At 51.7% G+C, this 23,924-nt stretch carries 22 protein-coding genes and 1 riboswitch; of the genes, 12 read left to right on the top strand and 10 right to left on the bottom strand.

The annotated features are described in order from the left end of the window. Positions 1–99 precede the first annotated feature (99 nt). From DXY33_RS04635 to DXY33_RS04600, 8 genes are all read left to right on the top strand, one after another. Positions 100–3,759, top strand: a complete 3,660-nt coding sequence (locus DXY33_RS04635; protein ID WP_115131948.1) for a hydantoinase B/oxoprolinase family protein — start codon at positions 100–102, stop codon at positions 3,757–3,759. A 24-nt stretch (positions 3,760–3,783) separates the two neighbouring features. Further along, a complete protein-coding gene (locus DXY33_RS04630; protein WP_244275863.1) occupies positions 3,784–4,068 on the top strand; it encodes a hypothetical protein in 285 nt (94 codons plus the stop codon). Between the two features lie 106 nt (positions 4,069–4,174). Next, positions 4,175–4,480, top strand: coding sequence for a hypothetical protein (locus tag DXY33_RS04625; RefSeq protein ID WP_114987989.1), 306 nt, complete (start codon positions 4,175–4,177; stop codon positions 4,478–4,480). A gap of 81 nt (positions 4,481–4,561) precedes the next feature. Next, entirely contained in the window at positions 4,562–5,266 is a 705-nt protein-coding gene (locus DXY33_RS04620; RefSeq protein WP_115131946.1) for a 16S rRNA (uracil(1498)-N(3))-methyltransferase, read from the top strand. A gap of 34 nt (positions 5,267–5,300) precedes the next feature. Beyond that, a complete protein-coding gene (locus tag DXY33_RS04615) occupies positions 5,301–5,609 on the top strand; it encodes a hypothetical protein (RefSeq protein ID WP_114987787.1) in 309 nt (102 codons plus the stop codon). Next, positions 5,606–5,857, top strand: a complete 252-nt coding sequence (locus DXY33_RS04610) for a hypothetical protein (RefSeq protein WP_115131945.1) — start codon at positions 5,606–5,608, stop codon at positions 5,855–5,857. The genes DXY33_RS04615 and DXY33_RS04610 overlap by 4 nt, the downstream gene beginning before the upstream one ends. Before the next feature lie 27 nt (positions 5,858–5,884). Continuing rightward, a riboswitch (cobalamin riboswitch) is annotated at positions 5,885–6,034 on the top strand. A 7-nt stretch (positions 6,035–6,041) separates the two neighbouring features. Then, the gene (locus DXY33_RS04605; protein WP_115131944.1) at positions 6,042–6,674 is read left to right on the top strand and encodes a HupE/UreJ family protein; all 633 of its coding nucleotides are present in this window, start codon (positions 6,042–6,044) and stop codon (positions 6,672–6,674) included. Positions 6,675–6,745: 71 nt separating this feature from the next. Next, positions 6,746–8,332, top strand: coding sequence for an iron uptake porin (locus DXY33_RS04600; RefSeq protein ID WP_115131943.1), 1,587 nt, complete (start codon positions 6,746–6,748; stop codon positions 8,330–8,332). A gap of 186 nt (positions 8,333–8,518) precedes the next feature. Here the strand turns inward: DXY33_RS04600 and DXY33_RS04595 are convergent, their stop codons facing one another. The 4 genes from DXY33_RS04595 to rpmG form a co-directional block, all read right to left on the bottom strand. Beyond that, entirely contained in the window at positions 8,519–9,556 is a 1,038-nt protein-coding gene (locus DXY33_RS04595; RefSeq protein WP_115131942.1) for a chlorophyll a/b binding light-harvesting protein, read from the bottom strand. 572 nt (positions 9,557–10,128) lie between these two features. Further along, positions 10,129–10,827, bottom strand: coding sequence for a histidine phosphatase family protein (locus DXY33_RS04590; protein ID WP_115131941.1), 699 nt, complete (start codon positions 10,825–10,827; stop codon positions 10,129–10,131). Positions 10,828–10,847: 20 nt separating this feature from the next. After that, positions 10,848–11,060 carry a hypothetical protein gene (locus DXY33_RS11975; RefSeq protein WP_136975422.1) on the bottom strand — a complete coding sequence of 71 codons (213 nt, stop codon included), beginning with the start codon at positions 11,058–11,060 and terminating at the stop codon, positions 10,848–10,850. 1,169 nt (positions 11,061–12,229) lie between these two features. Continuing rightward, a complete protein-coding gene (rpmG, locus tag DXY33_RS04580; protein WP_115131939.1) occupies positions 12,230–12,430 on the bottom strand; it encodes a 50S ribosomal protein L33 in 201 nt (66 codons plus the stop codon). A gap of 2,602 nt (positions 12,431–15,032) precedes the next feature. Between rpmG and DXY33_RS04570 the strand changes: the two genes are divergently transcribed. After that, on the top strand, positions 15,033–15,581 hold the full coding sequence (locus tag DXY33_RS04570) for a Crp/Fnr family transcriptional regulator (RefSeq protein WP_114987779.1): 549 nt from the start codon (positions 15,033–15,035) through the stop codon (positions 15,579–15,581). 869 nt (positions 15,582–16,450) lie between these two features. Beyond that, entirely contained in the window at positions 16,451–16,960 is a 510-nt protein-coding gene (gene fldA / locus DXY33_RS04565) for a flavodoxin FldA (RefSeq protein ID WP_115132224.1), read from the top strand. 46 nt (positions 16,961–17,006) lie between these two features. On the opposite strand, the gene DXY33_RS04560 is transcribed toward fldA, so the two are convergent. The 5 genes from DXY33_RS04560 to DXY33_RS04535 all read right to left on the bottom strand — a co-directional run bounded on the left by DXY33_RS04560 (position 17,007) and on the right by DXY33_RS04535 (position 21,545). Beyond that, positions 17,007–17,957, bottom strand: a complete 951-nt coding sequence (locus DXY33_RS04560; RefSeq protein ID WP_170950945.1) for an NAD(P)/FAD-dependent oxidoreductase — start codon at positions 17,955–17,957, stop codon at positions 17,007–17,009. A gap of 5 nt (positions 17,958–17,962) precedes the next feature. After that, positions 17,963–18,730, bottom strand: a complete 768-nt coding sequence (locus tag DXY33_RS04555; protein ID WP_115131936.1) for an alpha/beta fold hydrolase — start codon at positions 18,728–18,730, stop codon at positions 17,963–17,965. A 331-nt stretch (positions 18,731–19,061) separates the two neighbouring features. Next, positions 19,062–19,355, bottom strand: coding sequence for a 2Fe-2S iron-sulfur cluster-binding protein (locus tag DXY33_RS04545; RefSeq protein WP_170950944.1), 294 nt, complete (start codon positions 19,353–19,355; stop codon positions 19,062–19,064). Positions 19,356–19,811: 456 nt separating this feature from the next. Further along, on the bottom strand, positions 19,812–20,396 hold the full coding sequence (locus tag DXY33_RS04540; RefSeq protein WP_115131933.1) for a ferritin: 585 nt from the start codon (positions 20,394–20,396) through the stop codon (positions 19,812–19,814). A 144-nt stretch (positions 20,397–20,540) separates the two neighbouring features. Next, on the bottom strand, positions 20,541–21,545 hold the full coding sequence (locus DXY33_RS04535; RefSeq protein WP_115131932.1) for an extracellular solute-binding protein: 1,005 nt from the start codon (positions 21,543–21,545) through the stop codon (positions 20,541–20,543). 115 nt (positions 21,546–21,660) lie between these two features. On the opposite strand from DXY33_RS04535, the gene DXY33_RS04530 reads away from it, so the two are divergent. Beyond that, positions 21,661–22,329, top strand: coding sequence for a Fe2+-dependent dioxygenase (locus DXY33_RS04530; RefSeq protein WP_115131931.1), 669 nt, complete (start codon positions 21,661–21,663; stop codon positions 22,327–22,329). An 80-nt stretch (positions 22,330–22,409) separates the two neighbouring features. Continuing rightward, complete coding sequence (locus tag DXY33_RS04525; RefSeq protein ID WP_115131930.1) at positions 22,410–22,634, top strand: hypothetical protein; 225 nt, start codon at positions 22,410–22,412, stop codon at positions 22,632–22,634. A gap of 91 nt (positions 22,635–22,725) precedes the next feature. On the opposite strand, the gene DXY33_RS04520 is transcribed toward DXY33_RS04525, so the two are convergent. Continuing rightward, the coding region (locus DXY33_RS04520; protein ID WP_115131929.1) for an iron uptake porin at positions 22,726–23,924 on the bottom strand (1,199 nt) is incomplete at its 5' end.

Raw genomic sequence — 23,924 nt, 5'->3', positions numbered from 1 at the left:
CTCAACGTTCTCAGTTCAGCTCACCCATCGGGGGGGCGTCGACATGGTTTGTTGATCGGCCTACGCGGCAGGCTGGGACGACGTAGGCCAGGGCCTGAGATGGGGTGGTGCTTCTGGATTGATCGCGGTGGCACCTTCACCGATCTGATTGGTCGCGATCCAGAAGGCCAGCTGCACGTGCGCAAGGTGCTCTCGGAGCAGGCCCGTGTTGGAGACCCTGCGGTGTCGGCCATGGAAGCGATGTTGGCGTCGGCTTCACCGCCCGTGGATCTGGGGGACGTCGACGACGTGCGTCTCGGCACCACCGTGGCCACCAATGCGCTGCTGGAGGGGGCTGGTGCTCCCTTGCTGTTGCTCACCAATGCCGGGCTGAGGGATCAGCTTTGGATCGGCGATCAACACCGCGACGATCTGTTCGCGCTTGAGCAGCCCCAGCGCCCCTTCTTGGCGCAAACGGTGCTGGAGCTGACCGGTCGGCTCGATGCCCGGGGTGAGGAGGTGGAGTCCCTGGTGCTGGATCAGCCGCTGCGGCGGCGTCTTGAGGAGCTGCGCCGTTCCGGCCTCGACGTCGCCGTGGTGGCGTTGTTGCATGCCCAGCGCAACCCAGCCCATGAGCAGTGCTGTGCTGCATTGCTGCGGGAACTTGGCTTTCGCACCGTGGTCTGCTCCCACCAGGTGAGTGTGATGCCCCGCCTGGTGCCGCGGGGGCAGACGGCCTTGGTGGAGGGGGCCGTGCATCCGGTGCTGGATGGCTACCTGCAACAGGTGCAGGGGGCGTTGGGTGCCGCCACGCCCCTGCGGGTGATGACCTCCAGCGGAGCGTTGCAGGCTCCAGACAGGCTGCAGGCCAAAGACACCATCCTTTCGGGGCCTGCGGCGGGGATGGTTGGGGCGATCGCCGCGGCGCGGATGGCCGGCTTTGACGGGGTGCCGGTGCTCGGCTTCGACATGGGGGGAACGTCGACGGATGTGTTCTGTGTGGCTTGCGCCGATGCGCAGGCTTTGCGGCAAGTGAAGGAGCAGACCGAGATCGCCGGTTTGCAGTTGCTGGCCCCACGTCTGCCGATTGAAACCGTGGCAGCCGGTGGCGGATCCGTGCTGGAGCTCCATGGGGAGCGGCTGCGGGTGGGGCCCCGCTCCGCCGGAGCGCAACCGGGCCCGGCCTGTTATCGCGCCGGCGGACCGCTCACCATCACCGACGCCAACCTGCTGCTGGGGCGGCTGCAGGTGGATCGCTTCCCGGCGGTGTTCGGCCCGTCCGGGGATCTGCCCCCGGATGGGGAGGTGGTGCGGCATCGCTTCGCCGAGCTCGCGGCAGCGCTGGGACAGACCCCGGAGCGGGTCGCATCCGGGGCGTTGCAACTGGCGGTGGAAACCATGGCCGCTGCGATCCGCCGGGTGTCGCTGCATCGCGGTGAGGACATTCGCGGCGGGGTGTTGGTGGCCTACGGGGGAGCTGGTGGTCAGCACGCCTGTCGGCTGGCGGATGAACTGGGGCTGAACACGGTGCTGTTGCATCCCATGGCCGGCGTGCTCTCCGCCTTTGGCATGGGTCAGGCCCGCCAGCGCTGCCGGCAGCAGGTGCATCTCGGCACTGCCCTCTCTCCCGAGTTGTTGGCGGCCCTGCCGGATCAGGTGGAGCGGCTGATGGCAGAAGCGCAGGAGACCTTGCATCGCCAGGGGGATGGTGCTGATGCCGACTTGGGGGAGCCGGAGGTCTGGGTCAGCCTGGCTCTGCGTTATTCCTCTGCCGAGCAGACCCTGGTGCTCCCTTGGTTCGCTGAGCAAGGCGTTGATGCCGTGATCTCGGCCTTCCAGGCGAGCCATCAGCAACGCTACGGCTACTGCATTGATGCCGATCAGGCCCTGATCGTCGAACAGCTGAATGTTGAGGTCACAGCTCCCCAACAGTTCGACGCCACAGCCACAGCCACAACCGCAGCTACAGCCACAGCTGAGAAGGCCGAACCAATGCCAGAGGTGCAGCCATCGCCGCAGGTGTCGATGCACCTGGAGTCGAGCGGCTGGATGGAGGTGCCGTTGCTGAACCGCAGTGCCCTGCGGCTGAATCAGCGTCTTGCAGGTCCGGCCCTGATTGCCGAAGCCACGGGCTGCACGGTGCTGGAGCCGGGCTGGCAGGCCCGGGTGGCGGAGGGGGGCACGCTGTTGCTGGAACGCTCGCATCCCCTAGACGGATCACCGGAGCGTGCCCAGGCTGGTAACCACGACCCGTTGCAGGCGGAACTGTTTCGTCACCGCTTCATGGCGATCGCCGAACAGATGGGGGAACAGCTGCGGCAGAGCAGTCGCTCCGTGAACATTCGCGAGCGCCTGGATTTCTCCTGTGCGTTGTTTGATGCCACGGGGGCCCTGGTGGCCAATGCCCCCCACATTCCGGTGCACCTCGGATCGATGGGCGACAGCGTCCGCGACCTGCTGGCCCAGGTGGCGATTGGTGATGTCGCACCGCTGCAGCCCGGCGACACGCTGCTCAGCAATGACCCTTTCCACGGCGGCACCCATCTGCCCGACATCACCGCCATCTCGCCGGTGTTCTGCAACGGGGATCAGCCCAGCTTCTTTGTGGCCAGCCGTGGCCATCACGCCGATGTGGGTGGCATCGCTCCCGGATCAATGCCGTCCTTCAGTCGCACCATTGCCGATGAGGGCCTGCTGCTGCGCAACCAGCTGTTCGTGCGCCAGGGCCGGGTTCTTGCCGCTGATCTGAAAGCGGTGTGGAGCGGCATGGCGACGCCGCCCCGCAACCCTCCGGAACTGCTGGCCGACCTGCAGGCGCAGGTGGCGGCCAATCAGGCGGGGATTGTGGCGCTGCAATCCCTCGTGGAGCGGGAGGGGCAGACCCTGGTGCAACGGCAGATGACCCTGCTGCAGCAGGACGCAGCTCGCAGTGTTCAGCGGCTGCTGTTGCGCCTGACGGACGCCCGGCATCAGCTGGCCCTGGATGACGGCTCCTGTCTGGTGGTGCAGGTGAACCTCGACCCGCAACGCCAACGGTTGCGTTTGGATTTCAGCGGAACATCGCCCCAACGGCCGGGCAATTTCAATGCCCCCCTGGCGGTGACACGGGCGGCTGTGCTGTACGTGATTCGTTGTCTCCTCGACAGCGACATCCCCTTGAACGAGGGCTGTTTTGCGCCGCTCGATCTGGTGGTGCCTGAGGGCTGTCTGTTGAATCCCCGGCCCCCCGCCGCTGTGGTGGCCGGCAACGTGGAAGTGTCTCAGGCCCTCTGCAATCTGTTATTTGCGGCCTTCGGCGCCCAGGCGGCCGGCCAGGGAACGATGAACAATGTCAGCTTCGGCAATGGCCGCTGCCAGTACTACGAAACGGTGGCCGGAGGTGGCGGCGCGGGTGAGGGCTTTGCCGGATCGGTGGGGCTGCAGTCGCACATGACCAACTCGAGGCTGACGGACCCCGAGGTGCTCGAGGGCCGTTATCCGGTGCGCTTGGAATCCTTCGCGGTGCGCTCCGGCAGTGGCGGCCAAGGCCGATGGCCAGGAGGCGACGGGTTGGAGCGCACGATCCGTTTCCTCGAGCCGATGAGTGTGTCGCTGATCAGTGGCTCGCGGCAGGTGGCCCCGTTCGGTCTCAATGGAGGAGCCAGTGGTGCCTGTGGCGAGAACCTGCGGCTGGATCGTGAGGGGGTGGCCCATCCCCTGCCCGGTGCCGTGCAGCTGGAGCTCCAGGCGGGCGAGGCCATTCGCATGCTCACCCCAGGGGGAGGCGGCATGGGACGTTGAGGGGGGATGCCTTCTGGTGGTGTGATGCCGATGCGATTACAGGGTTGGTGGTTGAGCGTGCTGCTGGGCTGCAGCCTCAACGGGGCTGTCCATGCCAGAAGCCTCGACCAGCAGATGTTCCAGTTGCAACTGGTGATGGATCAGATCCGTCTGGCCCATTCTGTGGAGGATCGCGTTGGCGTTTGCGTTGAATCCCGCCGAGCCAACAATCTTGTGCTTGATCTTCTTCCGGCTCTGCAATTGAATCGTCCTGGCCTCAATCACGCAGCCTTGCAGGACAGGATCCTGTTGGGATTTGATCAGTGTTGATCGTTTTCTTGTGATTGGCTTTGGGGCTGCTGTTTGAAAACCAGCATGACGACTCATTGTCGATCGGCATCTGCGGATTCAATCTGAATGCAGCAAAGCTGATGGCATGGGTTTGCTTCAAACGATCCAGGGACGGTTGCTTCAGTACGACTCTCCGTCGCGGCAGTTGCAACAGGCCCATTTCGACGCAGCCCGCCGCCTGGCCCAAGCTCAATTTCAGCTGGCTGATGCCGAATTAAGCCAACGTCTCTGGCAGGACGTAGCTGATCGTGATCTTGATGTTGATCGGATCCTGAATCTTCTCTACGGCTGCTGGTTCCAGGATGATCCTGCGGCGCTGCGTGCTGCCGACGCTGAGTTTCAGGCGCGCCGCGAGCGGGAATTGATCCCCGGGGTGTTCGAACACTGCTGAGGATTGTGGGCCTGGGACATTGTTGTGCTGGACTGACGGATCTGTTGGTGACGGCGTGCTGTTGATCCCAGAGATCCAGCCATGAACATCGTTGTTCTCAACCGTTCGGATTGGCTGGATGAACGTAGGGTTCGTCTTGTTGATCGGCGGGCGGATCACATTCGTTCGGTGCTACGGGCTGCGGTGGGCGACAGCATCCGGGTTGGTGAGCTGAATGGCGATCTGGGCCAGGGCCGTATCTGCGCGCTCGATGCAGATGCCGTGGTGCTTGAGGTGGACCTCAACCAGCCACCGCCGCCCCGCCATCGGTTCGACATTGTTCTGGCCTTGCCGAGGCCCAAGGTGCTGCGACGTTTGTTCCGCACCGTGGCCGAATATGGGGTAGCCAATCTTCACCTGATCAACTGCGCCCGGGTTGAAAAGAGCTATTGGCAATCGCCTTTGCTCGCACCAGAGAAGGTGAACGATGCGCTGCTTGGGGGGCTGGAGCGCGCCAGCGACACGGTGGCGCCCCGGGTGCACCAACATCGGCGCTTTCGCCCCTTTGTCGAAGACCAGCTCAAGGATCTCTGTGCCGGACGGCACTGCTGGATGGCCCAGATGGGGGCCTCTCTTCCCTTGCGGGACACCCCACCGGGAGCTGCCGTGGTGATGGTGGGGCCGGAGGGTGGTTTTGTGCCGTTTGAACTGGAGTTGGCCCAGGCGGTGATTGCGCAGCCCGTGCATCTGGGATCGCGCACCTTGAGCGTGGACACGGCCCTCACCACCGCTCTGGCCCTGGGATGATGGTGTTGCGTGTGTTGCTTCAACGGCGACGGCAATGAACGATCTGGCTGGCTTGCAAGCTCTTGTTGAGGACGTCGGGTCCGGCAACGTCATCGATGCCGAACTGCTCGATGGGTGTCCGGTGGAAGCCCACGAACTCGATGAAATGGATGCGTCCCAGGCCGCGCAGGTCGCCGCCCATTGCTTCGGCCTGCTCTTCGATCACAAGGTGGAGCAGCTGGAGGGGATCGAGGCGGATCTCGATGCGGGCCTCTGGACCGGCACCGTTGATGGCTTCGGGTTTCAGATCAGCCGGGATGACGTCGGCGATCTTGTGCTCGATTTCTCGAGTCAGCCGGCGTGACGGTTGATGAGCTGCGCAGCGACCTGACGGCTCGGCTGGGTGAGCAGGTGGAGCAGGTGTTCACCCGGGATGGAGCCCCTGTTGACGACATCACCGAGCTCTATCAGCCCTCTCCGGCAGGTTTTGGCGGCCAGCTGCGACTGAAACGGAGCGGCCGCCGCCTGGCCTGGGAGCTCTGGCTGGAAGACGGTGATCGCTGGAATTTCCACACCACTGACCTTGCCGATGCACCGCCACAGGCCGAATGATTGTTGGTCAGGCGCGACGGCCAAGCGCCGGTAGGGTGGGGTGCTGGTTTCAGCGGGGAACAGCCGCTGAAGGAAACGGGGAAAGAGCAGTGAAAATCTGCCGCTGTCCCGCAGCTGTGAAACGTCGGCTCTCCGCCCACGTCAGTCAGAACGCCCGCCAGATCAAACCGACGAGGATCGACTTTTGAATTCTTTGCAACTTGCCCTGCGCAGGCCGCTGCAGATCGCCGGCCCTTCGCTTCTGGCGGTTCTTCTCCTGGCCAGTCCGGCTTTCGCCCACCACCCCTTTGGCATGGGCGACAGCGCTGCCCTCACCCCCCTGCAGGGATTGCTCAGTGGCGTTGGTCACCCGCTGCTGGGTCCTGACCATCTCCTGTTTCTGCTGGCCATCGCCTTCATCGGCCTGCAACGTCCCCGCGCCTGGGTGATTCCTCTTCTGGCTGCTGGCCTGGGCGGCAGTGTTCTGTCGCAGTTCATCCCCCTGCCGGATGCCGTTGCTCCCTGGGCGGAGGCCATGGTCTCCCTCAGCCTGGTGGTGGAGGGTTTGATGGCTCTTACCGTGACCTCCACCCGTTGGTTGCTGCCGCTGGTGGCCCTGCACGGTTTTCTGCTGGGCAGCACCATCGTTGGTGCGGAACCCACCCCGCTGTTCACCTATTTCCTGGGCCTGCTGATTGGCCAAGGCGCGCTGCTGCTGGTGGTGAGCAACTGGTCCAAGTCTCTGGTTGAGCGCCTCGGCTCCCAGGGGCAACGGCTTGGCGCCGGCATCTGGATGGGTATCGGCATGGCCTTTGCCTGGGTGGCCCTGATCGACTGATCACGAGCACGCCGTTTCACAGCTTCTGACCCCAGGGATCACCTCTGGGGTTTTTTTATCTCTTCCCAGTCATGACGTTTGTCCAGCAACTGCTGGTGGCGCCCGCCGCCCTTGGTCTGATCGCCCCTTTGGCTGTGGTCAACAGCCCAGCCGCCCAAGCCACCGAGCTGAACATCAACGGCGTTTCTGATTACGCGGCTACTGCCAGTGGCAACAGCCTTGAGCAGGTCACCAGCGTCACCCAGTTCGCCGACGTTGTCCCCACCGACTGGGCCTATCAGGCTCTGGCCAACCTGGTTGAGACCTACGGCTGCGTCGCCGGTTACCCCAACGGCAGCTTCCGTGGCAACCGGGCCATGACCCGCTACGAAGCGGCTGCCCTGCTGAACGCCTGCCTCGACCGGATTACTGAAGTGACCGATGAGCTGCGTCGCCTGCTCAAGGAATTCGAAACCGAGCTGGCCATCCTCAAGGGTCGCGTAGACGGCCTCGAGGCCCGCGTGGGCGAACTGGAAGCCACCCAGTTCTCCACCACCACCAAACTCAAAGGACAAGCCTCCTGGGTGTTCGGAGCCAGTCGCTTCAAGGGATCCGCATCCCGGCTGCGTTCGGACAGCAATTCCGAGTTCGGCGGAACGGTATTCAATTACGACCTTCAGCTGGGGTTGGCGACCTCCTTCACCGGCAAGGATCAATTGACCACGGTGTTGCGTGGCGGCAACTTCGACGGTGACGGCAACGTCTTCGGCAGTGGTGGGCCGTCGGGTCTGGCCACCCTGGAAACTGCGTTTCAGGAGGGTGATCGACCCAATCTGGTGGCGATCGACAAATTCTTCTATTCCTTCCCGTTGGGGGATGAGGTCACCATCACCACCGGCCCGATTGTTGGCCAGGAAGACATGCTCGCGATCTGGCCGAGCGTTTATCCCAGTGATCCGATTCTCGATGTGCTCACGGTGAATGGAGCTCCGGGGGCCTACAACAAAAACAAAGGTGCGGGCGTGGGCATCAGCTGGGCAGCGGAAAGCGGAGCCCGCGCGTCGGCCAACTATGTGGCGGCCAATGGTGCATCAAGCGACACCCGTTCCGGTGGCTTCGCCACCGACGAGGCGGGAGGCACCGGCACCTTGCAGCTGGGTTGGGAGGGTGACAACTGGGGCGTTGCTGCCCTGTATTCCAAGGTTCAGAACGGTCAAGACCTGATCGTCTACGCCACGCCCTTCGTCAAGGATCGCTTCAGTGATCGGGGCGTGACTCACGCCTATGCACTGGGTGGTTTCTGGCAGCCACTGGAGAGCGGCTGGCTTCCATCGCTGTCGCTCGGTTGGGGCATCAATCAGTCCGACACCCAGCGCGAAGGCCAGGTGAGGACCAGTCAGTCCTGGAGGGCTGGGCTGCAGTGGAACGATGTGTTGATGGCGGGGAACAACGCCGGAATGGCTGTCGGCCAGCCCGTGTTTGCGACCGATCTGCGAGGTGGCGACACCCCTGCTGATGGTCAGTTCATCTGGGAGTGGTGGTATCAGTTCCAAGTGACCGACAACATCAGCCTCACCCCGGCGCTGTTCTATCTGTCGCGACCGATGGGTGGGTTCACACCGAATGGTTCAACCTTCCAGCAACTGGGCGGGCTGATCAAAACGACATTTGTGTTCTGAGCCGAGGGTTCTTGCGCTTGATTTGAGGTCAACCGAGGCTGACTCCTGCCATCAGTTTGTTGATCTGCGCCCTTGCCGTCTTTTTTGTATTGGGGCTGATGTAGATGATATTGACCTGAATGACGAAACAAATAAAGAAACCCCCATCTTAATGAGATGAGGGGTAAATCAGAAAAGGCAGATCAATCAGGCACTGACCTTGGAATTTCCCATGTTGTCAAGCGCTTCAGAAACGCGCTTGAAGTTAAAGCCCATACCGCGTAAGGCATGCCAAAAATGTCCTTGCAGGAAAAAGAATGCAAGGTAGAAGTGCGTATTGGCCAGCCAAGCTCGGGCTGAGTGGGCACCACCCTCAAGAGCAGTTGTGTCGCTGAAGTAGGGAGAGAAGGCGAAGTTCAATTTCAATGGATCGCCATACAATTCAACGGGGTAAATTGTTGTGTTTTGAGCACACCAAATGGCGGTCACAAATCCCATCAGAGCTACACCAGCAAGCGAGTAAGACAGGATCGATTCGCCGTTGTAGATCAAGACCTTTTTGAAGGGTCCGAAAGGGCTGGAGATGATATGCCAAACACCACCAATCGTGAGAACGAAGGCCAAAACAGCATGGCCACCCATCACGTCTTCAAGACTACTGATGGAGAGAAAATTAGCCTGATAACCCCACACCATGCCGAGGTCAATATTTGGTTCAACCTGTCGAACAGCTCCGATGGCGCTGTCGTAAATTCCATGGTGCTTTGCCCATTCAACGAAGGCAATGGCTCCGAGGCCGAGAAAAATCAGGTGATGCCCCAGGATGAACGTGAGCTTTTTGCTATCACTCCATTCAAAGTGAAACTTTTGGGCGCGGCCTTCAGCCTCTGAAAGGTCCTTGGGTGCTCGAAGTGTATGCCAGATTCCAGCTGCTCCAAGAACAGCAGACGAAACCAGATGGAATGCTGCGATCGCGATGAGGGGTTGTTGGTCAACGATTACAGAGCTTTCCCCTACGCCGAAGCCAAGGCCGGCGAGATGTGGAATCAAAATCAGCCCTTGTTCTCCCATTGGCAGTGTTCCGTCATAACGGGCCAACTCAAACAAGGTGAATGCACCTGCCCAAAACATGATTAAACCTGCATGGGCAGCGTGGGCTGCAATGAAAGAACCGCTGCGCTTCGCGACTCCTGCATTTCCAGCCCACCAGTCATAACTGACTGATGAACTTCCGTAAGACTGCATTTTCAAAAAGATGCGGCATAAAAAACATAATGAGTGCTGTCTGTCGAATAAATCTGCTTTTACATAGCTTTGCAGGCGTAAGTCATATTTAACCGGTCAAAGAGTCATTTGATCTAAGAATTTTTTGTTTAATTGCTTGGGTAACTGATTTGGATTATTTGATGCTTTGGATTGAATGCTATGAGCTGCTAAATAAAAAATTTTGGCTCTGGCAAGGGGCTAATTTGATGTCTGATTTTAGCCATTTGAGCGCAGAACTCGTATCAAATATACCCGCCTAAAGAATGCGGTGCTCTCTAGATTATGTACGAGTTTGCATGATTTGCAGGTTTGGCAGTACCTGCTTTAGACACACATCTCTTGTTGTTTAAAGATCTACGCTCAAAAAAAATCTACCTCCCGAAATTCCTAACGAGAGATAGATCACTTTGATTTTTGTCGAAACCCGTCCGAGGTCGACAATTCAATTATCCTGCTATGTATTCCCTTGAGTGTTCGAAACTTATCAAGCGAATGTTAGATCCTGAACATCTTTCAAGTCAGATGATCAAGGATCAGAGTGGCTGTCTTTCTCAGAGTGTTGCCCACTCAGAAGGCAACACACTACCGATGATCTTGAAGCTTTTTCCCCCATCGGGCTGGAGGATAAATGCGATTCCTTGCGGTTCAGGATAAATTCCTGTTGCGGCTTCAAAAGGATCATCATGTCCGATAATGATTGTGTTGGTTCCTGGCAGAGGTGGGCGTGTTAATAAAGGCATGGCATTCTTTTTCATCAGTGCAATGTGATCCTCGGTGTAATCTTTATAAGGTAAAAAATTTAATCGGGAGTCTTTTATGGTCCATTCCCCAAATGCGAGGTTTGCTGTTTTCCATGACCTGCAATACTCACTAACAATAATTTCACCGATTGGGATTCCTTTTGAAGCAAAGGCCACGCCAATTTCGTGGGATTCTTTGATTCCCTGAGTGCTCAGCTTCCTCTGAGAACTGCAATCATCGAGGCTCATCAGAGGATCAGCTTGGTCTGCGTAATCCCTCTCCGTCGTTGCATGACGAAAATAAATGACATAGCCTCCATTCTTGATGGAATCCAGCAACGTTGATCTCTCACTACTCGGTTCTGAAGTTAGACCAATGGTTTCTGTTTTAGTTTTTTGGTCCGCTGGGTTTTCAGCCTGACCACCATTGGAGGAGGCACCACTTTCTCCATTCAGACCGCATGCACTCAAAAGTAATGCAGTTAACAATGGAATAAGAATATGTGACATGAGATTGATGTTTGCAATGCTTATTTTACTTTCAGTGAATCTAGATTTTTGTCGATAATTTTTTCTTCTTTGGGGGTTGAAGTCATTGCTTTGGTTGCTACTTTTTTTGGTTTGAGTTTGCTCGCATCCAGTCGTTTTTCGCCAAATGCTTTGTAGAGAAGAAGAACCAAGCCGCTTGTTAGTGGAATTGATGTGATTCCACCTACAGAAATTTCGAATCCTGATAAGGACATGGGAAAACTAAAATAATCTCAAAAATAAACGTTATATTTATGTTCCTGTGATCCCGCCCGCCTTAAAACACGTTGACGCTCAATGACATTTTGAACTGTGGTCCGATGGGCTTCTGCAATTGCATCAACAAGGCCTATCGGCCATTCCGTTCCGCAGCGCATTTGTGCTTCTAATACCGATGAATCAAGTTTTGAAAACCGGGATGATTTTTGAGACATTGTGTTGATGGTGAGAAGTAGAAAACATCAACGCCAGTTATTGATGGGCAAAGATAAGACCAATCAATTGTTCTGGTTTGGTTGAAGCGACACTCTGGCTCTTGAACCTGGAGGGAGGAAGAGCCAGATGACACCCAATGAAACTGATATCATCAGATTCATTGTTTGAACAGCTCAGGTTGGAGTGAACTGCCCAATCTGATTTTCGCGTTGTGAATAGGTCCATGTCTTTCACATGCCTCAGTACCACGTTTTAATTGATGCACTCTCGTGTAAGTGATGCTAGTTTAAAAAGCCCGAAGTTTTCATTTATAGGTAGTAGGTCGATCTATAAAAATTGTGCCACATTAATTGCCTGATATAAGTGTATTTTCTGGATATTATTTTTCAGCCTATCGATTGCTGCGATTCTGAATATGTCAACAGTATCTGTCGACTGCAGGGATGATGTTAATTGATGCTTGCTATTCTTCACTTATTTGTAGACTTGCTCTTTTGCTTTAAGTGTTTGATTCTCGAGCCGCTCTTTCACCAATTGTCTAAAATCACAATAATCTATGTCTTCCGTATTTTTGTCGCGCATGATTTCCTGCGCTTCTCTCATTAAATACTCATAAGTGGCCGTGTCAGTCGTTCTGTTAGCGAGGTCAATGATGTGTGCGAAGGCTTCAATGTTAGTCAAGAATAGATCGCTGCTTTGCGTAAACTAGCTGCTGATGAATCAGGCTGTGTCCTAAATTCTACTGATCGATGTTTGTATTGATTGATTAGTGTTGATCAGTGATGACTCAGTGGTGCGTTTGATGCGTTGGTCTATATGCGGTTCTCGCTGTTGGTTTTTTGCCCAAAATGAATTGCTGAAGGCATGCACTCGCCCATGCTTTGATAACCAATTTTTATTTGAGACGAGCTTACTTGGTGTGTGCCGTTTTGCAAGTATTATATTTTTTCTATTTTATTTCGCGATGAAGAGTCATCCTGTTGAGTTGTGGACAGAATTTCATCAGTTCGAGCCTTTCAGGATTGTTTCTTCGGTTTTTAGTTGTTGTATAGCGAGAGACTCCAGGACTGCGTTTTTCAGCAGCAGTTGCTGTTCTGCATTCGGTGCATTCGAGTGTGACAATGATGCGAACGCCTTTGCTTTTGGCCATAATAATTCAGTGCATTTCTGGGAGTAAGCAACTGGACTGACTCCCCTGGTTGAGTAGAGGAGCCAGTTGTAACCCCAGCGCGATGACCCGGATCAGCCATCGGATGAAGGTGCTTCGCGAGAACCTTCAAATACATATTGGCTGGTTTTTCTCAGAGTGCGAGTACAAACTATCTAATCTCATCTTTCAAATGAATCGATAACTGGTTTTTTTCTCCTCTGTGCCTTTGGTCTCTCCCCCTGTCTACTCATTGGGGAGGAGTCAGTGGTGTGACCAGCTTGAATTGGGCCTGAATAAAACCCTTCAACCAGATGTTGCGCGTGGATTTCTTTGACTAGCTTCAATCCATTTCATTTGCACGCCAGATGATCTCAGTGGGCTCGTCAAATTTTTGCAATGCAAATTACGCTGATCTGACTCCCCGCATCGTCAGAAGGGAGTCAGTGGTGTTATCAGCGCCCAATGGTGATTGCCCCCACCATTGGTTGGAGGTTTCCTGCGGCGGAACATCCATGATTACTATGAATGGGTATAAGGATGTTGCTGCTCCAGATGATGCTGACTGATGAATCAAATGAGCCTTTGGAAGGTTAATGGGGTAAAATGTTGAATTGACTCCCTCCCTTCAAAAGCAAAGTCATTCAGTATCCCGCTGTTTAGGCGGTGGCAAGACTGTTCTGTCTCCCCCGGTTGAGAAGACGAGTCAGCTGACACCTAGCGTCCAATGCACAATGCACAACACATCATTAGATGGTGGTTCCGAGGCCCCGCAACAAGCATGGCTTTGCGGATGGATGCTGTTCCGTTGTAATGAGGCAATGACAATAGCCAAATGATCGTTGCCTACGTATCGACGTGTTGAAGTGAACAGTAAGTCAACGCTGAACTGGCTTCCCACTGAAGAAGAGAAGCCAGTTACTCTCCAGCGCCCCAATGACTGTGGATAGGCCATTGGATGGAAAGCCCTAACGGCAGAACTTCCATAAACATCATTACCCCTGCCGTAGTTTGAGCATTAATCAGATGATGTAAAGGCAGTTATCAAATGAGTCTTATCAATTTTGCCAAAGTCTCCTATTAATGTGTGGCTCAGCCTTGGCTCTGAGGGTTAGTTCCGAAGATGATGTGACTTAACACCAGTACTAGGCCAACGATTGGCAGTACGAAAGGAATCATGGATCAGGATGTACCATTCACCATATGATGAATACCGCATGAGTGGGTTGCCGAGGCAAATATCACTTTGCGATGTTCAGATGCCAGTAACGCTTAACTGACTCCCCCCTTCAGAAGAGGCTTCAGTTCCTGAACAGCGCCCAATGGTCATGCAGGGGCCATTGGATGGGTTTGAGACTCCAAAGTCACATTCGCACTGTCGATGCTACTGCTTGTTCTTAAGAGGCGATGCCAGTGATCACATGAGCCGCGCCAACGTCTATAGCTGTTCACCTAAATACTGGGCCAGCTGTGTATTGAGGTTGAGCTGGAGGTGCTGGAGCTTTAATCCGCTTGTCTACCCGCAATGGTGAGAACAGCAGAAGGTTTCCGGCAACCAGTCCTGCTGTGACAACAATCGCTGCGACCACTTCCAGCAACTCTGAGATTTTGTTTTGCGAGTTCAAGTCACCCATCAAACGCTGAACTGACTCCCCGCTCGCCAGAGAGGGAGTCAGGTCGCTCCAGCGCCCAATGGCAAAGGTAAAAGCCATTGGATGGAGGTTTGGGGACTCCTTAGACACAATCACCCCTGTTGGGAATAAGACGCGATACAGATGAGTCGGTGGCAATGGCTAAATGAGTCACCCGAATGTTGTCGCAAGCCAAATCCCTGATCGAGCCCCCCGCTTGTGAAGAGCATTCAGACCCTTAACAAGCGCCCAATGGTCAATGGAGGAACCGCTTAATGGGGGACTCGAGGTTCCATGAAAAATGATTTTACCTGTGATTGGCTGATCGCTGTGTTGATGAGGAGATGGTGGCGACCCTCCGAGAGGTGGCAAGGTAGCGGTTGGAGACCCCACCCACCCCGCTTTTTTCAGGGCAATCCAGTAGTGGGTATGGGTTGGTTCGTTGATGGGATTGACAAGTGTGCTGTTCATACACCTGATGACTCTCGAATAGCCAAGTGATGGCTCTCCTTCGTGGACCCCAGCAGCATCAGCCGTTCCTTGACTTGCTTTTATTTGTACCGTCCAAGTGGTGATCTTTTTCCCATTGCAGCAGCCGGGGGAGGCTGATCACCACAAAAGCTGCGTTCCTTGCGTTTTGACAAGGAAATACAGCGCAAACGCTCAATAAGAACGCCTCAGCGTTGTAAGCGATCCATTGGTCACTCAGTGAGCGAGGTGTACTGGGCCATATCCACATCGAGCCGATGCTTCGAATTCAGGGCGATGCTCAGCTGCTCCGCTCACTTCTTCTGAGTACGGATGGAGTTGGCCTGCAGCGTATTGAGAAAGAATCTCAATTTGAGGGCCTTATTGAGAATGACTTGCAATATCGACAAGAAGTCTGTACTGTTGCGAGTAATTCTCAATCGCGATAGTTCGTGACGACGTCTGCCTACCGTTTCTTGCCGGATGATCCGGCGGCACCTTTGTCGATGCCAAGGCTTCAGACCGTTCTGCTGGACCCTGCCGGTCGAGACCAGGCCACCGTTCTGGAAGTGTTGGAGGGTGTCTGCCGGGTGTATTGCCCTTGTGAGGAAACCGAGGGAATGACCTTGGCGTTTTTGCAGTCAGGCGACAGGCTTCGCACCGATCGCATGTGCAGTGACGGGGCTTGTGTCGAGGCACTTACGGCCCTGAAGTTTCGTCGTGACTCCGTCTCCGCGGACGAATTCGGAATCGACGCAGTCAATGAGTGGACCTTGCAGCTCCTAAGAGTCCGTCATCTGGGTCAGGCGGAACAGCGGCTTCACGCTCTTCTGGCGCTCTTGGTTAACCGGCTTGGACTTCGTTGCAGCGATGCTTATCAGCTTCCCTTCCGTCTAACCCATGATCGTTTTGGTGAGTTGATCGGTGCTACCCGGGTGACCACAACCCGCCTTCTATCGAAATGGCGTCAAGCCGACATGATCGCCATGTCTTCTGGTGATGTCACCATGCGCATTGCACCTGACCTCATCAACTCTTCACCACTCCAATTTTGAAGATCGTGAATTCCTTTGGTGTTCTTGGCGATCTCTGCAGAGAGGCTGAATGGATGCGGCAGCGACTTCAATGTGCGAGTCGTTCAATACAGCATTGTCAGCATCCCAAGCTAAAAAATCGGCTCGTTGCGGAAATATCTTTTTACCGTGCGAGATGTTTGGCTATGAAAGACTCTTTAGCTGTGATTAGTCATTCTCTTGATTCTCAATCCACGCAGAAATGTTTGTTAGAAGAATTACTGTCTCGCTGCTTGTTAACAGCTCAACTCACATATCGCCTTTCTTGAACTGATTTTACGTTTTTTGTCTGGATTGACATTTACCTGTTTAATTATTTATTGCTTTGATTTATTTTAAAAGTTTTGCTCCTATAGCCATTTACTTGCCTTCTTAGTTTTATTAGCTTATTGCGCTTAGCTTTTAATATAAATCGAGTGAAATTCTCTTGATTGATTTTGTCAAGACGTCACTCTTTATTCTTATTTGCTCTTATTGAGTATCGCTTAAGATCGAGTCAAAAGAATCATTTGACTGGCCGCCGTTCAAAGAATTAATTAAAGTTTGGCATTGATCTTTAGAGTTTGTCATGCTTGTTGGATCAGCCATACTCGAAGAATTCATTGACCACATTGAACAGGATGACTTGGTTCGTCTCCGTTGGCTCAAACGTATCCGTGAGACAGGATTTGATCAAGCATTATCGGAGTATCGTGAGTCTTTGAATCGTCTTAGACAGTCTTAGATAAGAATTTGTCTGGCAGAACGAGGTGGATGAGGTGTCTGGACGTAACTGATTTCACCTGCAGTTGAAACAAGCGTTAATTCGGGAGAGCGATGATTTGCGATTATTGATTGGTGATTTCTTTTGCATGACTTTCACTATTTTCTTTGCCACATCTACTGGTAAAACTGAGGATGTGGCTGATCGACTCAAAGAGCTTCTTCCTGGAACAGAAGCGAAGGATGTTGACAACATCGACTCAATTGATGAGCTGGTTGCAGCTGAGTCGTTAATTTGTTGTGTTCCAACCTGGAATACAGGCGCTGATGAAGCACGGTCAGGAACAGCCTGGGATGATCTGGTTCAGGAAATTCCTGACAAGGATTTTGCCGGTAAATCAGTCGCAATCGTAGGTCTTGGTGACTCCTCCGGTTATTCGGATTTTTTCTGTGATGCCATGGAGGAACTGTATACGGCTTTTCTTCAATCTGGTGCCAAGTTGATTGGTAAGGTTTCCACAGAAGGGTATACCTATGAGGACTCAAAGAGCATTATTGATGGTAAGTTCTGCGGACTTGCAATCGATGAAGACAATGAGTCGGAATTGACAGATCAACGTTTGCAGGCCTGGGTTCAGCAAATAAACGCTGAGGCCTGAATGTAATTGATTACTGAACTGTAGGCGCCCGAGAGGGCGCTTTTTTTTATCGATGCACCCAATCCACCCGTACGTCCTTCCGTTTATTCAAATACTTGTCAATTGCCATCGCTGCAATGCAACCATCAGAGCAAGCAACAACAGCCTGTTTAAAGGGTGTATTGCGGATATCTCCGATTGCCCAGACTCCTTCGAGATTTGTCATCATGTCGCTATTTACTCGAACTCCACCATTTGGGTTGACCGGTACCTGCTCTTGTAGATAGTCGGTGATTGGCAGAGAACCTGTGGAGTAGACGAAAGCACCTTGAACTTGGATCATCTGCTCTTCACGACCTCCAGATGATTGAACTTTGACAGCACTTACTCCCTGGTCATCTCCTTGTATGGAGGTGAGCCTAGTGCGCTTCCAGTGCTTTACATTTTTAGAATTGAGGAGGATTTCTACTGCTGGAGTATTTGCGTTTGGTTTATTATTGGTAATCCAATGTACTGTTGATGCAAATTTTGTAAGTACAAGTGCCTCATCAATTGCTTCATGATTTGAACCATAGACAGCCACTTCTTGGTTTTTATAAAAAGCTCCGTCACAAGTTGCACAATAACTAACCCCTTTACCAAGAAATTCGTTCTCACCGGGAAGTGTTGATGCTCTTCCCATTGCACCTGTTGCAAGAACCAATGTTTTGCCTACAAATGTTCCCTCTGGTGTATATACAGTCTTCTCTGAATCAGTCATGCTGATTCCATAAACTTGAGCCTGCTTGTATTCTGCTCCATAGTTAATTGCTTGATTTCTCATTGTTTTTAACAACTGCTCACCTGATGTGTCCCCTTCCACACCCGGATAGTTTGCAATTTTGTGAGTGATAGCAAGTGCACCAACAGCTGGATTTTTGTCCAGGATAATTGTCGATAGATTTGACCTTGCTGTATACAATGCACAAGAACAACCTGCTGGTCCTCCACCAATGATGATGACGTCGAAGGTATTCATTTGATTCATGAGTTGGTTTTACTAATACTCAGATTTTTACAGCTATTAGGGACTTGGTTCTGATGTTGCTCAGGTACCATCCTGACAAATGATTCGATCATTTTTGCAGTTTGACTCCACTCTGTAAATGGGAAGAAATGGCGTCCGTTAGAAATTATTTGGTAGCAGTCTCCAGGTTTTAGGCAGTGTCTCCATCTGATATCACTCTGTTCATCAACAACAAAGTCTTTTTCACCATTAATCACCAGTATTGGAACCTCAGCTTTGTTTAGATTCGTGATTGGTTGGCTATTGACAATAGATCCATACACTAAATCATTATCCAAGCATTTTGCTAACAGCCTCGCCATAATATTGACAACTGTTTCAGTTTTTCTATCGACCAATAGTCGGCTTAGATGGCTTAAAATATGAAATCTTGAGCAGGGTAATTGGCCCCGCATACTTTGATAATGACTAGTCCATTGATTTGTCGAGTGAGTATCTACTGATAGCACAGAAACTGATGATATGTTATTGGGATATTTTTCAGCAAATAAATATGCAATAGTACCGCTTATTCCGTGGCCTACAAGATGAACTGGATGTGGAGAGTTTTCTATCGTGTGCCTCATTAGGCTGTGGACGACTTCAACATCACATGATTCATCAAGATCATGTTCAAACGACCATCTTTTGACTTCAAAATGGTGACCCAAGCTCTGCGCTGTTCGCTTGAAAAGGCAATACAGTGATGGCTGGAGATCAATCCAAAGTATTTGACTGGTGCTCATCTGATTTTATTTTTCTTATTTTCTGATGCTTTTGATTATTTTTTCTCCCAGAGTATGCCACTGCCTGTATTCTTTATCACATCCAGGCTGATCAAGCTTTTACCTTTGATCCAGAAGAAAGCACAACCTTTCCGTGCCTTACTTGTTCTTTGATCCTTTTAATCAATTTTTTTTCGATTGGATCGGCCTTTGATTCGTAACTCAGCATGTTCTGATAGGTTCTGTCGCTTATTTTGTTGAAACAGGCCGCATTTAGATACTGATCAACCAAACTAATCTCGCTTTCCCTCAGTACTTTCATTTTGAGATGATCCTATCGTTCCTTCCATTGTCACCAAAGCTCTTCTTCGCAATCAGTTTTTACGATCAAATCTGATGTTGCATAAGCTACGCACAGAAGTGAATATCCGTCTTGCATTTGTTCATCATCTAGAAAACTTTGATCAGATTGATCAACTGTTCCTTCGATGATCTTCCCTACACAAGTGCTGCATGCTCCAGCTCTGCATGAATAACTCATATCAATCCCAGACTGCTCTGCTGCTTCTAGAACGTATTCATCGTCAGGACATTCGAAGTGTTTGACTCCATCAGGCATCCTTAATTCGACCTTGAATGAGGTCATCACTCCAATTAAAATTATACAATAACTTCAATTAGTCTCCTCTGCTCGTATATGTATCTCGCTTTAGCATCATTGGCTACGTTCTAGATTGATGTTAGCTATACAGCAGTCTTGCTTATATGATGTTGGCAGGCAACATTCAATTGTTGTTTAATTGATTCGCATGCTCTAATTTATATCATCTCTCAAATAAAGGGCTTATGTCATGAATTCAAGCACCACATCAAGAGTTTCACACTATTTAGGGTCTCCTAATGGTTGGCGTAAAAAACGACTGAAGATTGCAATGGCATTAAGAAGCCAAGGCTGGTCGCATCGGCTTATTTCTGAATACCTGGAAGTATCGCCTAAATCGTTAATGCGTGATATAAAATGTTTCGTAATCGATCCACAAGGGCTAAATACGTGACATCAGAAAGTTGATGTGTGTTAATCAACTTTCTGGTCGTGAGTCAATTATCCCTGAAGAGATGCAGGTTTGTTATTTCCTTGGTCTAGCTCGTTGTCGATGAGCAATAAAGCCGCTGCTTGATTATCAGCAAACTTCACCCGTCCAAGAAGGTGCGCAAATTCGTGTTCTGATTGGGTTTGCATTTCCACCATCGGGTCGAGAAACACCGTGGTACGCGTATCGCTCACTCTCTCTGCCATTGAATACAGCTGTTGCAATGAAGCTGTGACGTCAACCTCCATTTGAAATACGGTTGCCATCACATCTGCAGGGCATGCCCAGTTCTGCAAGGGAGCATCAACCCCTTGAAGCGCAACGCTTTGACCTCGAGCAATGATGTATTCCGCGAATTTGGCAGCATGTTCATGCTCGCTGTTGGATTCGTCTCGGAAGAATCGGGAAAATCCCCTCAACTCCCGCTCAGCAAACCAGATTGCTGCAGCGAAATAGGAGGCATGTGCCTGCCTTTCCATGTTGAGGTGGGCTTGGATCGCGCTTAGAAGATCAGAGTCAATTGCTTCTGCTATTGCACGACCTGATGGGCCGCAGGCGATAGATGACGCGGAGATCGAATTGGTTGTGCTCAGCATTTTTTACTTATCAATGTCCAAATGATACGCACAGGCAAGTCGAATTGCTCGCATGGTGTGTTATTTGCACCAAGTTAAATGAGAGTCATTATCAAGAGCAAATGAAATCTTGAATCTATTCTGTGAATTGTTTAGCTCTTCAGATCAACGCCAGCCAGCATCCGCCATCACTTTTATTGCGGTTTTCTGCGTTGCACCTAAAGCACTAATAGAAACATTGTCTGGGGTGAATTCTCCAAAGGCTTTTAGTTCCTTTGATGTACCAAGGCTCTTCAGTGGATATTCGAATGTTGGACCTGCAATGAGTCGACTACCTTTTAGTGACGAAATGAATTCAATAAATTGAATCGCCTCTTTTTTATTTTTTGCTGACTTAGCAACCCCTGCGGCACTAATATTCACATGGGCTGGGTTGGGCATAACCAGATTGATATTTGATGTCACTTTTTGATCGTTTTTTCCGCTCGCCCCTGCCTGCATTCGTGCTAGATAATAATGATTGACAAGTCCTACCCCACATTTGCCTTGTCCAACTGCACGAATCAGTGATACATCACCACCGAAATACGGCTGGCTTACATTCTCGACCATCCCTTCAACCCAAGCTGAAGCAGCAGTTTGACCATTCACTATGATTTGGTCGGCTACAAGTGACTGGTTGTAGACGTTTTTCCTTTTGCGCAGACAGAGTTTTCCTTTGAGAACTGGATTCGCAAGATCGGAATAGGTCTTAATCGTATTTGGATCAACGATATCAGGATTTACAATGATCGATCTTACGCGCCTCGTGAAACCAAACCATCGATTTGATGGATCCCGATACCGTGATGGAACATTCGACTGGATTTTCTTTGAAGACACTGGCTGCAGAAGACCAGCTTCGGCAGCATTGTTAATTCTCGCTGCATCAACCAACAGAATCACATCGGCCTTTGAATTTTCTCCCTCTCGTTTTAGACGTTCAACTAGCGATATTCCTGTGGCCTCAATAAGTCTTACTTTGATTCCAGTTTCTTCACTGAATTGTTTGTAGGCATAACGATCAGTGTTGTAATGCCGGCCTGAGTACACCCTTACTTCCTTTGCTTCCACTGAAGGCAGGACAGCAATTGTTGCGACCATACCCAGCGCTGCAAAGAACCTACGCATGCTTCAAGATATAATTACTCTTATATTACTTCAGGGGTTCCAGTCGTCATCTGTTTTTGACGTTCCACTCTGTAGCATTTGGTTCAGGCTTTTTGTTCTTGAAATTCCCTGATCGATGGACTTCCTGACGCATTCTCTTTTGCCTCTTCCTGAAGTTCGTGACTTTCAGCAACGCCTCTGTGCTCCCGACCTACCCTGGCGGGATGGCCGATTGACTGCAGGTGATCAGGCTGCACTGGTGAAGACTAATCAGCAGCTCGATCCAAATGCTGAGCTTACTATTGCGATTTGTAACCGCATTACTACAGCATTAACGAGTGATCCCTTGGTCAAAAGTTTTTCACTTGTTCGCAAGGTTCACAGTTTGTTGGTTTCTAGGTCCAATGTCGGAGATTCTTATGGATGGCATGTTGATAATCCTTTTTCCCGCCATGGTCGCCGTGATTTGTCTTTCACCTGCTTTCTGAGCGATGAAGACACCTACGAGGGTGGATCTTTATTGATCCAAGCCGGCGGTGAGGATACGAAGGAGTTTCGATTGCCACCTGGGCATATTGTTCTCTATCCTTCTTCCACTCTTCATTGTGTTAAAACCGTTGTGAGAGGTGTTCGTTATGTATGTGTCGGTTGGATAGAAAGCTATGTCAAGGCGCCTGACGACCGCTCAATTTTATTCAATATCGATGCTGGCGCTCGTGGTTTACTGGCTCGCCATGGTCGATCGGATGAACTTGACCTGATCTTTCAAAGCTATACGAACGCCGTCCGACGCTTGTCGTACTGATTTGTAGCTTTTGATCTGGTCGTCGCTGGTATTTTGTGGCTGTATCTTCATTACAATTGCATTAGTTGAGCTTCATCCAAATGCCAAAGCCTTCTGCTATCTCAGTTTTCGTTGCTGCCACGTCGCTTCTTGTTGCATCTGCACCAGCTCTGCACGCCCAAGATGCGGGTGGCCTTAAGGAATGGACCACAGATCAAGGCGTTGATGAGGAAAGTGTTTTGGATTCTGACGCCGCTGCCTTGAAGAAAAAGGCAGAGCAAGAAGATATTTGTGTTCCTATTGGGGAAGGCGAGAACTGTTGGTAACTGTTGCTTTTTCAATTTTTGGGGGCAATCCCCCCTGTTCCTTCAAAAAAAAAGCGCCCCTTGGGGCGCTTTTGTTTTGACCTGTAGTTGATCAGAACTTGAAGGTGGTTTTAACCAATGCGCCAAGTGTGTCAGATCCATCCACTGATGCATTCCCATCAGCATCCTGAACCCAGAACACTGCGGGAGTTACCGTGACGTTGTCACTGACTTGGTAATCGTAATAAGCCTCGAAAGCGAAGTTCTCGTCATCAGGGCTGCTGTCACCTTTCATTGATGTTGCGTAGCTTGAGTATGAACCGAAGCCCACCCCAAGCTTGTTGCCGTCAACGAAAGCATTCTTCCAGTTTAGGCCGACCATCCAGCCGAAACTTTCCTCAACTTGACCATCGGCTTTTGCGTCATTGAAGCCGAAGTCAATACCTGCACTGATTGTCGGTACGATGCCGGTTTCCTCAGGTGTCCAATAGCCACGAACACCAAAGGCATTCAGAGCGGCATCATCCTTGTTAACGGCAGGAGTTGAGTAACCTTCCGCAGGATCAGATCCACCACTGCCCTGTTTGTGAGCATAGAGGCCGGAGATGTACCACTTCCTGTTTCCATAACCAATTTGGCTTAGGAATAGGCCGTCGGTATCCTCACCGAACATACCTTTCTTGGAGTTGGAATCAGCACCCTCGTTGCCGTCAGCAACGTAGCTTGCAGCTGCATTCCATGCTGCTTCGCCGGGAGCAACATTTTGGCGCCATTGGATACCTGCACCCTGTCCGGTACTTGCACCCATAAGAATTCCATAACCCCCAAGCTTCATTGCTTTGAGGATGGGCTTGTAGCGAGTTGGTGTTTCCACCATGTAGTAGTTCTCTACAAGCGCACCTACCGTGACTTTGAACTCTTCACCAACTGGGAAGGTGTACCAAAGTTTGTCGATCTTCAGCGCATTGGTACCTGATTTGGCATCAGAAAGATAGGTGTTGTCGTTTGTCCAAACATTGGACATGTTCCCCGTTCTAATACGGGTGTACAACAGATCCTTACCTGTAAAGGTTGTGTTCAGGTTGAGGGTGTAGCGGTACGACATGGTTGTCGCATCGTCTTCGCATGCACCAGCTTTTGCAGCGTTGCACTCGTCGCGATCGTCGTAGCTGACGGCACCAACGAAGAAATCAGCTTGTCCTTTCAGCTTGGTGGTTGTGGAGAACTGGGTTGCTTCGAGATCGCCAACGCGAGCCTCGAGGCCGTCAACGCGACCCTTGAGGATGGCCAGCTCGGTTTCGAACTCAGCCA

Origin of the sequence: Synechococcus sp. N26, assembly GCF_900473975.1 — a bacterium.
Lineage (GTDB): Bacteria > Cyanobacteriota > Cyanobacteriia > PCC-6307 > Cyanobiaceae > Parasynechococcus.
This window is presented reverse-complemented; position numbering and strand designations above follow the sequence as displayed.